Below are 13,061 nucleotides of genomic sequence, written 5' to 3'. Positions count from 1 at the left end.
GGAACGCAGCCGGCCCGCGCGGCGCTGGTCCTCCACCCGCCGGCTGGCGGCCGAGGTCACCCGGTCGAGCACCACGGCCATGATCACGATCGCCAGGCCGGCGTTGAAGGCGGTCCCGACGTCCAGCGTCTGCAGCGCCTTGAGCACGGTCTTGCCCAGGCCGGGCGCGTCGATCAGGGCCGCGATGGTGGCCATGGACAGCGCGGCCATGATGGTCTGGTTGACCCCCACGATGATCGTCTGCCTGGCCATCGGCAGCCGCACGTGCCTGAGCGCCTGCATAGGAGTGGCGCCGAGCGACGTGCCCGCCTCCATCGTCTCCGGCGAGACCTGCCGGATGCCGTGCGCGGTGATGCGGATGGCCGGCGGGACCGCGTAGATCATCGTGGCCACGGTCGCGCTGGCCGGGCCGATGAGGAAGAACAGCGTCAGCGGCGCCAGGTAGACGAACGTCGGCATCGTCTGCATGAAGTCGAGCACCGGCGTGACCAGCCGCAGGAACCGGTCGCTCAGCCCCGCCCAGATCCCGAGCGGGATGCCCACGGCCAGCGACAGCGCGACCGCCGTCAGCGTGAGGGCGAGCGTGTCCATGCTCTCCTGCCACAGGCCGAGCAGGCCGAACGACAGGAAGCCCGCGGCCGTCAGCGCCGCCACCTTCCGGTTGCCGTACAGCAGGGCGACGGCCGTGGCGATCGCCACCACGCCGAGCCAGCCCAGCACGGGCAGGGGGCGGCCGAAGGACGGCTGGCTGATCAGCGCCTGGACGAAGGTCACCGCGTCGTCCAGGAAGAGCCGGATGTAGTTGATGAAGTAGAGGAAGAACGGGTTGCTGTTGCGGCTGTCGTCGATGACGTCCATGGCCTGGCTGAGGTCGCGGTGCAGCGGGGTCAGCTCGGCGCCGCCCAGTTGCTGGGTGTCGCGCCCACCGAGCACCGCCCAGCCCACCACCCAGGCCGCGATGACCAGGGCCAGCAGCAGCCTGCGGTCGGGCAGCTTGTGCAGCCTGGCGGCGACCGCCGCGACGGCCGCCATCAGTGCTGCCCTCCGGCGATCACTTCGAGGATCTCCGCGCTGGTGACCACGCCGAGCAGGCCGTCGTCCCCGGCCACGCGCACCGGGCGGTCGGCCGACAGCACGGTGTGCACGGCGTCGCGGATGACCACGTCGGGGCCGAGCTCCGGGCCGTCGAGCGGCTCGCCCTCCAGCGGCGGGCGCATGATCCACGACAGGGTCAGCACGTGCGAGCGCGGGACGTCGCTGACGAAGTTGGCCACGTACTCGTCGGCGGGCGCGCCCACCACCTCGTCGGGCGTGCCGACCTGGACCAGCTCGCCGTCGCGCATGATGAGGATCCGGTCGCCCAGCTTGAGCGCCTCGCTCAGGTCGTGGGTGATGAAGATCATCGTCTTGCCCACCTCGTGGTGCAGGCGGATGACCTCGTTCTGCATCTCGCGCCTGATCAGCGGGTCGAGCGCGGAGAACGGCTCGTCGAACAGCAGCACCTCGGGGTCGGCCGCGAGCGCGCGGGCCAGGCCGACGCGCTGCTGCATGCCGCCGGACAGCTGGTCGGGGTAGGAGTTCTCGAAGCCGGTCAGCCCGACCAGCCCGAGCACCTCGCGGGCCCGCTCGTAGCGCTCCTTCTTGGGGGTGCCCCGGATCTCCAGCCCGAAGGCCACGTTCTCCAGCACGCACCGGTGCGGCAGCAGCCCGAAGTGCTGGAAGACCATCGCCATCCGGTGCCTGCGCAGCTCGCGCAGCTTGCGGGCGTCGGCGGTGCGGATGTCCTCGCCGTCCAGCACGATCTCGCCCGCCGTGGGCTCGATCAGCCGGGTCAGGCAGCGCACCAGGGTGGACTTGCCCGAGCCCGACAGGCCCATGACGACGAACACCTCGCCCCGCCGGACCGAGAAGGAGACGTCGCGGACCGCGGCGACGCAGCCGGTCTGCTCCTTGAGCTCCGTGCGGCTCAGGGTGCTGCCGACCACGCGGCCGGCCTTGGGGCCGAACACCTTCCACAGCCCTCGGACGTCGAGAATGGGGGGTGCCTCGGTGTTGAGCGGTGTGCTTTCGGTCAGTGACGGGACGGTCATGACCACCACCTCTTCGTCGTCGGAGCGTCAGTTCTCTGGGAACCACCGCTGTGGGCGCGGTCGGATGTTCTGCCAGACGTGCTTGATCTCGCGGTACTCGTCCAGGCCGGTCGGGCCGAGCTCGCGGCCGTTGCCGGACTGCTTGAAGCCACCCCACTCGGCCTGCGGCACGTAGGGGTGGTAGTCGTTGATCCACACCGTGCCGTGCCGCAGCCGGCCCGCGACCCGCTGCGCCCTGCCGGCGTCCTGGGTCCAGACCGCGCCGGCCAGGCCGTACTCGGTGTCGTTGGCGAGGCGGACCGCCTCGTCCTCGGTCGTGAAGCGCTCGACGGTCAGGACGGGGCCGAAGGACTCCTCGCGCACGACGCGCATGTCCTGCTTGCACTCGTCCAGGACGGTGGGCCGGTAGAAGTGTCCGGGCCCGTCGAGGCGGCGGCCGCCGCAGCGCAGCACGGCCCCCTCGGCCAGGCCCGCCGCCACGTAGTCCTCGACCTTGGCCAGGTGAGCGGCGGAGATGAGCGGGCCGGTGTCGGCGTTCGGGTCGAGGGGGCCGCCCAGGCGGATCAGCTCGGCCCGCCGTACGACCTCGTCCACGAACGCGTCGTGCAGGGAGTCCTCCACCAGCAGCCGCGCGCCGGCCGAGCAGACCTGGCCGGAGTGCAGGAACACCGCGGTGAGCGCGAAGTCGACGGCCGTGTCGAAGTCGGCGTCGGCGAAGACGATGTTGGGGTTCTTGCCGCCCAGCTCCAGCGCCACCCGCTTCACGGTGGCCGCGGCGGCGGCCATGACGCGCCGCCCGGTGGCCAGGCCGCCGGTGAAGGAGACCATGTCCACGTCCGGGTGTTCGGCCAGCGGCGCGCCGGCCTCCGGGCCGGCGCCGAGCACGAGGTTGGCCACCCCGTCCGGCAGCCCGGCCTCGGCCAGCGCGCGCATCAGCAGGATGGCCGTGCTGGGGGTCAGCTCGCTCGGCTTGAGCACGAACGTGTTGCCCGCGGCGAGCGCCGGGGCGACCTTCCACGTGGTCTGGAGCAGGGGGTAGTTCCACGGCGTGATGAGGCCGCAGACGCCGATCGGCTCGTGCACGATGCGGCTGATCGCGTCGTCGCGGCCGGTGTCGACGACCCGGCCCGCGTCGGTGCCCGCGACGCCGGCGAAGTAGCGCAGGCTGGCCACGCAGTCGTCGATGTCGTACTCGCTCTCCACCAGGCGCTTGCCGGTGTCGCCCGACTCGGCGCGGGCGAAGGTCTGGCGGTCGCGTTCCAGCAGGTCGGCTACCTTGTACAGCAGTGCGCCGCGCTCACGGGCCGGCGTCGTGGGCCAGGGGCCGCCGTCGAAGGCGCGCCTGGCCGCGGCGATCGCCGCCTCGGTGTCCGCGGCGGTTCCCTCGGCCACGGTGGCCACGAGGCTGCCGTCGGCGGGCGAGTGGATGCGCCGCTGACCGCCGGCGAGTGGCCTGGTCCACTCGCCCGCGATGTAGAGCTCGGTCATCGGCACACCTCGGTAGTTGCGTATCGCGCAAGGCGCTGCTTAATGAGGAACAGGATTGACTCGTCTCCGAGTGTTCGTCAAGGGTTTGCCGGAATCACTGGCCAAATAAATACGTTGTGCTGAGGTTTGACCTTCTTGCCCCTTGACGTGCTAGGCCTGTGCCCTCAGTCTGTTGCGTATAAATCTCTTCTTTGCGTCATACGCAACACCGGGAGGGTGTGATGTCTCCACGTCCCGACCCTGGCCGCGAGTTCATCCTCACGGTGTCCTGCTCCGACAAGCCGGGCATCGTGTACGCGGTCAGCAGCTTCCTCGTCCAGCACGGCGGGAACATGCTGCAGAGCAAGCAGTTCAACGACCGCAAGGGTGACAGGTTCTTCATGCGCGTGCACTTCGCCGCCCATGACGAGATCGAGCGGTTGCGCGAGGGGTTCACCTACGTCGCCGAGTCCTTCCAGATGAACTGGCAGCTGAAGGACGCGGCCACGCCCACCCGCACGCTGGTCATGGCGTCGAAGTTCGGCCACTGCGTGAACGACCTGCTCTATCGCCGCCAGGTGGGCGCGCTCAACATCGACATCCCCGCGATCGTCTCCAACCACCCCGACCTCGAGCCGCTGGCCGCCTCGTACGGCGTGCCGTACCACCACGTGCCCGTCACGGCCGCCACCAAGGACGAGGCCGAGGCGCGGATCCTGGAGCTGGTCGAGGAGTGCGACGCGGAGCTGGTGGTCCTGGCGCGCTACATGCAGATCCTCTCCGACGACCTGTGCAAGCGGCTGGAGGGGCGGGCCATCAACATCCACCACTCCTTCCTGCCGGGCTTCAAGGGCGCCAAGCCGTACCACCAGGCGCACGAGCGCGGCGTGAAGCTCATCGGGGCGACCGCGCACTACGTCACGGCCGACCTGGACGAGGGGCCCATCATCGAGCAGGACGTGGCCAGGGTGGACCACGAGCTCGACGCCGAGGATCTGGTCGCGGCCGGCCGGGACGTGGAGGCGCAGGTGCTGGCCAGGGCCGTGAAGTGGCACAGCGAGCAGCGCGTCCTGCTCAACGGCAACCGCACCGTCGTCTTCCGCTGACGCTCAGGCACAAGGGCGGTGGGGGAGTGCCCCACCGCCCTCGTGTCATGCCCGGTGACGGTAGAACTCGGTCGTCTGCGGCGGCAGCGGCGTGTTGCCCAGGATGAGGTCGGCCGCCTTCTCCGCCAGCATCATGACCGGCGCGTAGATGTTGCCGTTCGTCACGTACGGCATGGCCGAGGCGTCCACCACGCGCAGCCCGTCGACGCCGTGCACCCGCATCGTGTCCGGGTCGAGCACCGACATCGCGTCCACGCCCATCCTGGCCGTGCACGAGGGATGCAGGGCGGTCTCGCCGTCCTTGGCCACCCAGTCCAGGATCTCCTCGTCGGTCTCCACGGACGGGCCGGGCGACACCTCGCCCGTGCTGAGCCCGGCCAGCGCCGGAGCCCCGAGGATCTTGCGGGCCACCCGGACGGCCTCCACCCACTCCCGCCTGTCCTGCTCGGTGGACAGGTAGTTGAAGCGCAGCGCGGGATGCTGCCGGGGATCCGTGCTCTTGATCTTCACCGAGCCGCGGGCGTCGGAGTACATGGGGCCGACGTGCACCTGGTAGCCGTGCCCGCCCGCCGGCGCCGAGCCGTCGTAGCGCACGGCCAGCGGCAGGAAGTGGAACATCAGGTTGGGGTAGTCGACCTCGTCGTTGCCGCGGACGAAGCCGCCCGCCTCGAAGTGGTTGGTCGCCCCCGGCCCGCCGCGCAGGAACAGCCACTGCGCGCCGATCCAGGGGTGGCGCCACTTCTGCAGGTTCGGCTGCTGCGAGACCGGCTCGCGGCAGCCGTGCTGGATGTAGACCTCCAGGTGGTCCTGCAGGTTCTCGCCCACGCCCGGCAGGTCGTGCACGACGTCGATGCCGAGGTCGCGCAGCTCGTCGGCATTGCCGATCCCGGACAGCTGCAGCAGTTGAGGCGAGTTGATCGCGCCGCCGCACAGGATGACCTCGCCCGCGCGGACCCGGCCGCCGTCGAACTCGACGCCGACGGCCCTGTTCCCGTCGAAGACGACCTTCGTCACCAGCACGCGCGTCTTGACGGTCAGGTTGGGCCGCTTCATGACCGGGTGCAGGTACGCCCTGGCGGCGCTGAGCCGGCGCCCGCGCCGGATGTTGCGGTCGAAACGGGCGAAGCCCTCCTGCCGGTAGCCGTTCACGTCGTCGGTCAGGGGATAGCCGGCCTGCTGCACCGCCTGAAAGAACGCGTCGTACAGCGGCGTGCTCGCCGCCCCGCGCTCCAGCACCAGCGGCCCGCCGTGGCCGCGCCACGGCGTGTCGGGGTCGGCCAGGCAGTTCTCCATCCGCTTGAAGTACGGCAGGCAGTGGGCGTAGTCCCAGCTCTTCATCCCGGGATCGGCGCCCCACCGCTCGTAGTCCAGCGGGTTGCCGCGCTGGAAGATCATGCCGTTGATGCTGCTGGAGCCGCCGAGCACCTTGCCGCGAGCGTGATAGATCCGCCGGCCGTGCATGTGGGGCTCGGGCTCCGACTCGTAGCGCCAGTCGTAGAAGCGGTTGCCGATGGGGAAGGGCAGGGCCGCGGGCATGTGGATGAACACGTCCCACGGGTAGTCCGATCGGCCCGCCTCCAGGACGAGCACCCGCGTGGCAGGGTCCGCGGAGAGCCGGTTCGCCAGCGCGCTGCCGGCCGAGCCGCCTCCGACGATGACGAAGTCGTATTGATGTGACGTCATGGTGCCTCGTCTCGCTCGCGCGTTTCGCCAAATCGTAGCGCTATACGCATTGCGTTTCACTACTCGCAACAGGAGATCTTTTGGTCGTGCGTTAGACGGAGTTCCCTCTAGCACTTAGAGTTTCGCTATGGGCAACGATTCGGGCAGCGGGGGCGTGCAGTCGGTCGATCGGGCGATCAGCGTGCTGGAGATCCTCTCCCGGAGGGGCGAGGCAGGGGTCAGCGAGGTCGCCGCGGAGATCGACGTGCACAAGTCGACCGCGTTCCGGCTGCTCGGCGCGCTCGAGGCGCGCGGCCTGGTCGAGCAGGCCGAGGAACGCGGCAAATACCGGCTCGGCTTCGGCATCATCCGCCTGGCCGGCGGCGTCAACACCCAGCTCGACGTCACCCAGAGGGGGCGCCCGGTCTGCCAGCGCCTGGCGGAGGAGATCGGCGAGACGGTCAACATCGCCGTGCTCCGCTCCAGCTACGCGGTCAACCTCGACCAGGTGCGCGGCGCCTCGGCGGTCACCGCCTACAACTGGGTCGGCCAGATCACGCCGTTGCACGCCACCTCCAGCGGAAAGGTGCTGATGGCCCACCTGGACGAGCGCCAGCGCGAGCGGGTGCTGTCCGACGGGGCCCTGGAGTCCTTCACATCCCGCACCGTCACCGACCTCGACCGGCTCAGGGAGCAGCTGACCGAGATCAAGCGGGCCGGCTACGGCTACTGCCTGGAGGAGCTGGAGGAGGGGCTGAACGCCATGGCGGCGCCCATCCGCTCCTACCACGGCGACGTCGTCGCCGCCGTGAGCGCCTCCGGCCCCGCCTACCGCTTCACCGCCGAGCGCATGCACGAGCTCGCTCCCGTCCTGATCGGCGGGGCCGACGAGATCAGCCGCCGCCTCGGGTACGCCGGCTGAGCCGGACCACGATGCTCTTGGAGGTCGGCGTGTTGGAGGTCTCGGCCACCGAGTCGAGCGGCACCAGCACATTGGTCTCCGGGAAGTAGGCGGCGCAGCAGCCGCGGGCGGTCGGATAGGCGATGACTCTGAAGCCCTCGGCGGTGCGCTCGCCGTCGGGCCACTCGCTGACCAGGTCGACCACGTCGCCGTCGGCCAGGTCGCGTTCCGCGAGGTCGCCGGGGTGGACGAAGACCACCCTGCGGCCGTTCTTGACACCGCGGTAGCGGTCGTCGAGGCCGTAGACGGTGGTGTTGTACTGGTCGTGGCTGCGTACGGTCTGCAGCAGCAGCCGCCCCGGCGGCACCCGCAGGACCTCCAGCCGGTTGACGGTGAAGCCGGCCCTGCCGGTGGCGGTGGGGAAGCGGCGCTCGTCCCTGGGCGCGTTGGGCAGCGCGAAGCCGGCCTCCGCGCGGCCGTTGAAGTCCTCGAAACCGGGGATCACCCGCGCGATGCGGTCACGGATCGTGGCGTAGTCCCGCTCGAAGCCGGCCCACGGCTCCTCGCCGAACAGCTCGCGGCCCAGCCGGGCCACGATCGCCACCTCCGACAGCAGGTCCGGGGAGGCGGGCGCGAGCCGGCCGCGCGAGGCGTGCACCAGCCCCATCGAGTCCTCGACGGTGACGAACCCGGCCGGGTCGCGCTCGGTGCGGCCCAGCGTGGGCAGGATGAGCGCCCGCTCGCCGCACACCGCGTGCGAGCGGTTGAGCTTCGTGGAGACCTGCACGGTCAGCCTGGTACGGCGCAGCGCCGCCTCGGTGACGCGGCTGTCGGGGGTGGCGCGGACGAAGTTGCCGCCCATGCCGACGAAGACCTTCGCCTCGCCGTCGCGCATGGCCCGGATGGCCTCGACCGTGTCCAGCCCGTGGTGCCGGGGCGGCTCGAAGCCGAACTCCCCGGCCAGCGCGTCCAGGAAGTCCTTCGAGGGCTTCTCGTAGATGCCCATGGTCCGGTCGCCCTGCACGTTGGAGTGGCCGCGCACCGGGCACAGGCCCACGTTGCCGCGCAGCAGCTGGAAGTTGACCACCTCGCGGATGGTGGCCACGGAGTTGCGGTGCTGGGTGAGCCCCATGGCCCAGCAGACGACGACGGACCCGGCGTTCCTGACGTCGCGGGCCGTCTCCTCCAGCTCCTGCCGGGTCAGGCCGGTCGCCTCCAGCACCTCCGCCCAGTCCAGGCCGGTCAGGTGCGCCTTCCACTCCTCGAAGCCGCTGGTGTGCTCGGCGATGAACGCCTCGTCGGCGGTGTCGAGCAGCAGCAGCGACAGCGCCTGGAACAGCGCCATGTCGCCGTTGAGCCGGATCTGCAGGAACCGGTCGGCCAGCGCGGTGCCTGCGGCCAGCCCGGACGGCCGCTGCGGGTTCTTGAAGCGCAGCAGCCCGGCCTCGGGCAGCGGATTGACCGCGACGATCCGCGCGCCGCCGCGCTTGGCCTTCTCCAGGGCGGTGAGCATGCGGGGATGGTTGGTGCCCGGGTTCTGGCCGACCACGAAGATCAGGTCGGCCCGGTGTAGGTCGTCGAGCGACACGGTGCCCTTGCCGATCCCGATCGTCTCGGTGAGCGCGGCGCCGCTGGACTCGTGGCACATGTTGGAGCAGTCGGGCAGGTTGTTGGTGCCGAACCGGCGCACCAGCAGCTGGTAGGCGAAGGCCGCCTCGTTGGAGGTGCGGCCCGAGGTGTAGAAGACCGCCTGGTCGGGGCTGTCCAGCGCGCGCAGCTCGGCCGCGATCATGCCGAACGCCTCCGCCCAGCCGACGGGCTCGTAGTGCTCGGCGCCCGCGGGCTTGTACATCGGCTCGGTCAGCCTGCCCTGCTGCCCCAGCCAGTAGTCGCTCATCCCGGCCAGCTCGCTCACCGGATGGGCGGCGAAGAACTCGCGGGTGACGCGCCGGGTCGTGGCCTCCTCGGCCACCGCCTTGGCGCCGTTCTCGCAGAACTCGGCCGGGCTGCGGTGCTCGCCCTCCGGCCAGGCGCAGCCGGGGCAGTCGAAGCCGCTCTTCTGGTTGACGCGCAGCAGCGTCAGCGCGGTGCGGCCGACCCCCATCTGCCGGTGGGCGATGCGCAGGGCGTGGCCCACGGCGGGCAGGCCGCCCGCCCAATCCTTGGGCGGGCCGGCCGTCAGACGTTCGTCGTCGTGCTCGTTCACCCGACGCGGTCCTGGACCCAGTCGTGGAAGGCGCCGATGTGGTGCTCGCTGGGCACCAGCACGCCGCCCTTGGCGTACGTACGCGAGCCCATCTGCGGCTGGCACCGCTCGCACGCCTCGAAGTCCTGCTCGTTGACCCGGTGGAACAGCTCCACCGACTTGTCCAGGTCCTTGCCGCTCGCCACGACGCCGGGCAGGTAGAGCCAGTCGCACTCGACCACCGTGCGGTCCACCGCCAGCGGGAACATGCGGTGCACGATCACGTGGTCGGGCACCAGGTTGATGAACACCTGCGGCTTGATGGTGATCGCGTAGTAGCGGCGGTCCTGCTCCTCGCTGACGCCCGGGATGCGGTCGAGCCCTTCGGACCCGTCGACGGTGAAGCCCTGGATCTCCTCACCGAACTCGGCGCCGTGACCCACGAAGTACTGAGCCGCGTAGCCGTCGGCGAACTCCGGCAGCACCTCGGTCAGCTCGGGATGGATCGTGGCGCAGTGGTAGCACTCCATGAAGTTCTCGATGATGAGCTTCCAGTTCGCCTTCACGTCGTAGACGATCCTGCGGCCCACCTCCAGGCCGGCCACGTCGTAGTTCTCGAGCAGCTCCAGCGAGCCGAGCCGCTCGGTCACCGCGCCCAGCACGTCCTCCTCGAAGGAGGGCGGCTCGTCGGCCAGGCACACCCACACGTAGCCGAGCCACTCGCGCACGTGCACCTTCACCAGGCCGTACTCCACCCGGTCCAGGTCGGCCATCTTGGTCAGGTTGGGCGCGGCGATCAGCTTGCCGTCCAGGTCGTAGGTCCAGGCGTGGTACGGGCACTGGAAGGCCCGCTTCACCTCGCCCGACTCCTCCGTGCGCAGCGTCGCGCCGCGGTGGCGGCAGACGTTGAAGAACGCGCGCACCGACCTGTCGCGCGCCCTGGTGACGAGGATGCTCTCGGAGCCGACCTGAACGGTCTTGAACGAGCCCGGCTTGGGCAGGTCGGCCGAGCGCACCACGCAGAACCACATCGCCTCGAAGATGTTCCGCTGCTCCGCGGCGAAGATCTCGGGGTCCACGTAGTAGCGACCGGGGAGGGTGGGGATCACGCTTGACGCGGTGGTGGTCACGGGCAGTACTCCTCTGAGACAGGCCGGGTCAGTGCCCTCGGCGGATCCAGTCCTCGAGCTGCGGAGCCTCGGCTCCGATGCTGGTGTCCTCACCGTGTCCGGTGTGCACCACGGTCTCGCCGGGCAGCGTCAGCAGCGTCCGGCTGATCGACGAGATGATCGTCGGGAAGTCGCTGTACGACCTGCCCGTCGCGCCGGGGCCGCCCTTGAACAGGGTGTCCCCGGAGAACAGCACGCCGAGCTCCGGCACGTACAGGCACACCGCGCCCGGCGCGTGCCCCGGCGTGTGCAGCACGTGCACGGCGCAGCCGCCCACCTTCAGGAGCCGGCCGTCGGCCAGCCGCCCGCCGGGCGTGGCCGTCCGGTGGGTCAGCTTCCACAGCACCTCGTCGTCGGGATGGAGCAGCACGGGCGCGCCGGTGAGGTCGGCCAGCTCGGGGGCGGCGTTGACGTGGTCGTCGTGCGCGTGCGTGCACACGATCGCGCTCACCCGGCGGTCACCCACGGCCTCGGCGATGGCGGCGGCGTCGTGGGCGGCGTCGATGACCAGGACCTCCTGGTCGTCGCCCAGCAGCCACACGTTGTTGTCGACCTCCCACGTCCCGCCGTCCAGGCTGAACGTGCCCGAGGTGACCACACGCTCGACCCGCATTACTGTGCCTCCTTGGCCGGGCTCCGCCCGGCGACGCTGTGATGGATGTCCTCGCTCCGCTGCGGATCCATCACAGCACCACCACGGAACGAAGCACCTCGCCGCGGTGCATCTTGGCGAAGGCGTCCTCGACGTCGTCCAGGCCGATGGTCTCGCTCACGAACGCGTCGAGGTCGAGACGTCCCTGCAGGTAGAGGGAGATCAGCATGGGGAAGTCGCGGCTGGGCAGGCAGTCGCCGTACCAGCTGGACTTCAGCGCGCCGCCGCGGCCGAACACGTCGAGCAGCGGCAGCTCCAGCGTCATCTCCGGCGTGGGCACCCCGACCAGGACCACGGTCCCCGCCAGGTCGCGGGCGTAGAAGGCCTGCTGGTACGTCTCCGGCCGGCCGACCGCGTCGATCACGACGTCCGCGCCGAACCCGCCGGTCAGCTCCCTGATCGCCTCGACCGGGTCGCCGTCCTTGGCGTCGACCGTGTGCGTCGCGCCGAGGCCGCGGGCCCACTCCAGCTTCCGGCCGTCCACGTCGACCGCGATGATCGTGGTCGCGCCGACCAGCCGCGCGCCCGCGATGGCCGCGTTGCCGACGCCGCCGCAGCCGATCACCGCCACCGAGTCGCCCCTGCTGACCCCGCCGGTGTTCACCGCGGCGCCGAGACCGGCCATCACGCCGCAGCCGAGCAGGCCCGCCGCGGCGGGGGAGGCGGCCGGGTCGACCTTGGTGCGCTGGCCCGCGGCCACGAGCGTCTTGTCGGCGAACGCGCCGATGCCCAGCGCCGGGCTGAGCGGGGTGCCGTCGGCCAGGGTCATCTTCTGGGTGGCGTTGTGGGTGGCGAAGCAGTACTGCGGGCGGCCGCGCAGGCACGCCCGGCACGAGCCGCACACGGCCCGCCAGTTCAGGATCACGAAGTCGCCGGGCGCGACGTCGGTGACACCGTCGCCGACCGACTCCACCACGCCGGCCGCCTCGTGGCCGAGCAGGAACGGGAAGTCGTCGCTGATGCCGCCCTCGCGATAGTGCAGGTCCGTGTGGCAGACCCCGCAGGCCTGGACCTGGACCAGCGCCTCGCCGGGTCCCGGGTCCGGCACCAGGATGGTCTCCAGGCTGACCGCCTTGCCCTTGCCGGTCGCGACGACCCCGCGTACTTCATGAGCCATGATTCACTCCTGTCTCAGCCGACCTGAACCGGCGGCGTTTCGAGCTGCCGCCGCCACCGGGTGAACAGCCGTACCTGGTTGACCCCGAGGACCGCGACCGGGCGGTCGCCCTGCCGGTAGACCGCGAGGAAGCTGTGCCCGGCCGGGTCGCCTTCCTCCACGCTGACCGTATCCGCGTCCGCGGCGTGCCCGATGAACTGGATCTTCACGTCGAACTGGTCGGACCAGATGTAGGTGGGCCGCCGCGCCTCGGCGCGGGCGGTGCCGCCGGACAGCAGCGTGGCCGCCGCGACCGAGGCCCGCTGCCGGGCTCCCGTCCAGTGCTCGATCCTGTGATGCCTGCCCTGGACGGGGTCGAACCAGGCGGCGCAGTCGCCCACGGCCACGATGCCGGGGACGGAGGTGCCGCCCGCCTCGTCACACAGTACGCCGTCGCCCAGGTCGAGGCCGCTGCCCCGGAGCCAGCCGATGGCGGGCACGGCGCCGATCCCGACGACCACGACGTCCGCGGGCAGGTGGGTGCCGTCCGCCAGCCGTACCCCGTCCACCCGGTCCTCGCCGGTGAGGCCGGACACGACCGTGCCGGACTGCAGCCGCACCCCGCGCCGCTCGTGCAACGCGGCCAGCGCCTCGGCCATCGGCACGCCGACGACGCGGGCCAGCGGCGCCGGGCCGGACTCGACCAGCGTCACGTCCAGGCCGAGGTCGCGGG

The 13,061-nt window shown here is 70.9% G+C and carries 11 protein-coding genes; 2 read left to right on the top strand and 9 right to left on the bottom strand.

Annotated elements, in window-relative coordinates; translation table 11 throughout:
• The 3 genes from ACWDX9_RS50450 to ACWDX9_RS50440 all read right to left on the bottom strand — a co-directional run.
• On the bottom strand, positions 1 to 1,032 hold a 1,032-nt coding region (locus tag ACWDX9_RS50450), incomplete at its 3' end, for an ABC transporter permease (protein WP_449968551.1).
• A complete protein-coding gene (locus ACWDX9_RS50445) occupies positions 1,032 to 2,090 on the bottom strand; it encodes a quaternary amine ABC transporter ATP-binding protein (RefSeq protein ID WP_350734510.1) in 1,059 nt (352 codons plus the stop codon). The genes ACWDX9_RS50445 and ACWDX9_RS50450, both read right to left, overlap by 1 nt.
• A 27-nt stretch (positions 2,091 to 2,117) precedes the next feature.
• The gene (locus ACWDX9_RS50440; protein ID WP_449968548.1) at positions 2,118 to 3,578 is read right to left on the bottom strand and encodes an aldehyde dehydrogenase family protein; all 1,461 of its coding nucleotides are present in this window, start codon (positions 3,576 to 3,578) and stop codon (positions 2,118 to 2,120) included.
• A 221-nt stretch (positions 3,579 to 3,799) separates the two neighbouring features.
• Between ACWDX9_RS50440 and purU the strand changes: the two genes are divergently transcribed.
• Positions 3,800 to 4,663, top strand: a complete 864-nt coding sequence (purU, locus tag ACWDX9_RS50435; RefSeq protein ID WP_449968545.1) for a formyltetrahydrofolate deformylase — start codon at positions 3,800 to 3,802, stop codon at positions 4,661 to 4,663.
• A 45-nt stretch (positions 4,664 to 4,708) separates the two neighbouring features.
• Here purU and betA read toward each other — a convergent pair whose 3' ends face one another.
• Complete coding sequence (gene betA, locus ACWDX9_RS50430; RefSeq protein ID WP_449968542.1) at positions 4,709 to 6,346, bottom strand: choline dehydrogenase; 1,638 nt, start codon at positions 6,344 to 6,346, stop codon at positions 4,709 to 4,711.
• A gap of 127 nt (positions 6,347 to 6,473) precedes the next feature.
• Between betA and ACWDX9_RS50425 the strand changes: the two genes are divergently transcribed.
• Positions 6,474 to 7,247: an IclR family transcriptional regulator gene (locus ACWDX9_RS50425; protein ID WP_449968540.1), complete on the top strand. Its 774-nt coding sequence runs from the start codon at positions 6,474 to 6,476 to the stop codon at positions 7,245 to 7,247.
• On the opposite strand, the gene ACWDX9_RS50420 is transcribed toward ACWDX9_RS50425, so the two are convergent.
• The 5 genes from ACWDX9_RS50420 to ACWDX9_RS50400 form a co-directional block, all read right to left on the bottom strand.
• Positions 7,219 to 9,432, bottom strand: a complete 2,214-nt coding sequence (locus tag ACWDX9_RS50420; protein ID WP_449968537.1) for an FdhF/YdeP family oxidoreductase — start codon at positions 9,430 to 9,432, stop codon at positions 7,219 to 7,221. The two genes, ACWDX9_RS50425 and ACWDX9_RS50420, sit on opposite strands and share 29 nt — an antisense overlap.
• On the bottom strand, positions 9,429 to 10,541 hold the full coding sequence (locus ACWDX9_RS50415) for an aromatic ring-hydroxylating oxygenase subunit alpha (protein ID WP_449968534.1): 1,113 nt from the start codon (positions 10,539 to 10,541) through the stop codon (positions 9,429 to 9,431). Before ACWDX9_RS50415 ends, ACWDX9_RS50420 begins: the two co-directional genes overlap by 4 nt.
• Positions 10,542 to 10,569: 28 nt before the next feature.
• Positions 10,570 to 11,193 (bottom strand): MBL fold metallo-hydrolase, encoded by a 624-nt coding sequence (locus ACWDX9_RS50410; RefSeq protein WP_449968531.1) that lies wholly within the window; start codon positions 11,191 to 11,193, stop codon positions 10,570 to 10,572.
• A 70-nt stretch (positions 11,194 to 11,263) separates the two neighbouring features.
• Positions 11,264 to 12,349 (bottom strand): S-(hydroxymethyl)mycothiol dehydrogenase, encoded by a 1,086-nt coding sequence (locus ACWDX9_RS50405; RefSeq protein ID WP_449968528.1) that lies wholly within the window; start codon positions 12,347 to 12,349, stop codon positions 11,264 to 11,266.
• 14 nt (positions 12,350 to 12,363) lie between these two features.
• On the bottom strand, positions 12,364 to 13,061 hold a 698-nt coding region (locus ACWDX9_RS50400), incomplete at its 5' end, for an NAD(P)/FAD-dependent oxidoreductase (protein ID WP_449968525.1).

The sequence above is a fragment of the Nonomuraea sp. NPDC003201 genome (assembly GCF_053590415.1).
The sequence above is the reverse complement of the archived record's forward strand: the minus strand, read 5'-3'. Positions and strand labels throughout refer to the sequence as shown.

Excerpts from the sequence above, each read along its gene's own strand:
- ACWDX9_RS50440 (WP_449968548.1), bottom strand. The coding sequence starts at position 3,578 with ATGACCGAGCTCTACATCGCGGGCGAGTGGACCAGGCCACTCGCCGGC.
- ACWDX9_RS50445 (WP_350734510.1), bottom strand. The coding sequence starts at position 2,090 with ATGACCGTCCCGTCACTGACCGAAAGCACACCGCTCAACACCGAGGCA.
- ACWDX9_RS50405 (WP_449968528.1), bottom strand. The coding sequence starts at position 12,349 with ATGGCTCATGAAGTACGCGGGGTCGTCGCGACCGGCAAGGGCAAGGCG.
- ACWDX9_RS50410 (WP_449968531.1), bottom strand. The coding sequence starts at position 11,193 with ATGCGGGTCGAGCGTGTGGTCACCTCGGGCACGTTCAGCCTGGACGGC.
- purU (WP_449968545.1), top strand. The coding sequence starts at position 3,800 with ATGTCTCCACGTCCCGACCCTGGCCGCGAGTTCATCCTCACGGTGTCC.
- ACWDX9_RS50425 (WP_449968540.1), top strand. The coding sequence starts at position 6,474 with ATGGGCAACGATTCGGGCAGCGGGGGCGTGCAGTCGGTCGATCGGGCG.
- betA (WP_449968542.1), bottom strand. The coding sequence starts at position 6,346 with ATGACGTCACATCAATACGACTTCGTCATCGTCGGAGGCGGCTCGGCC.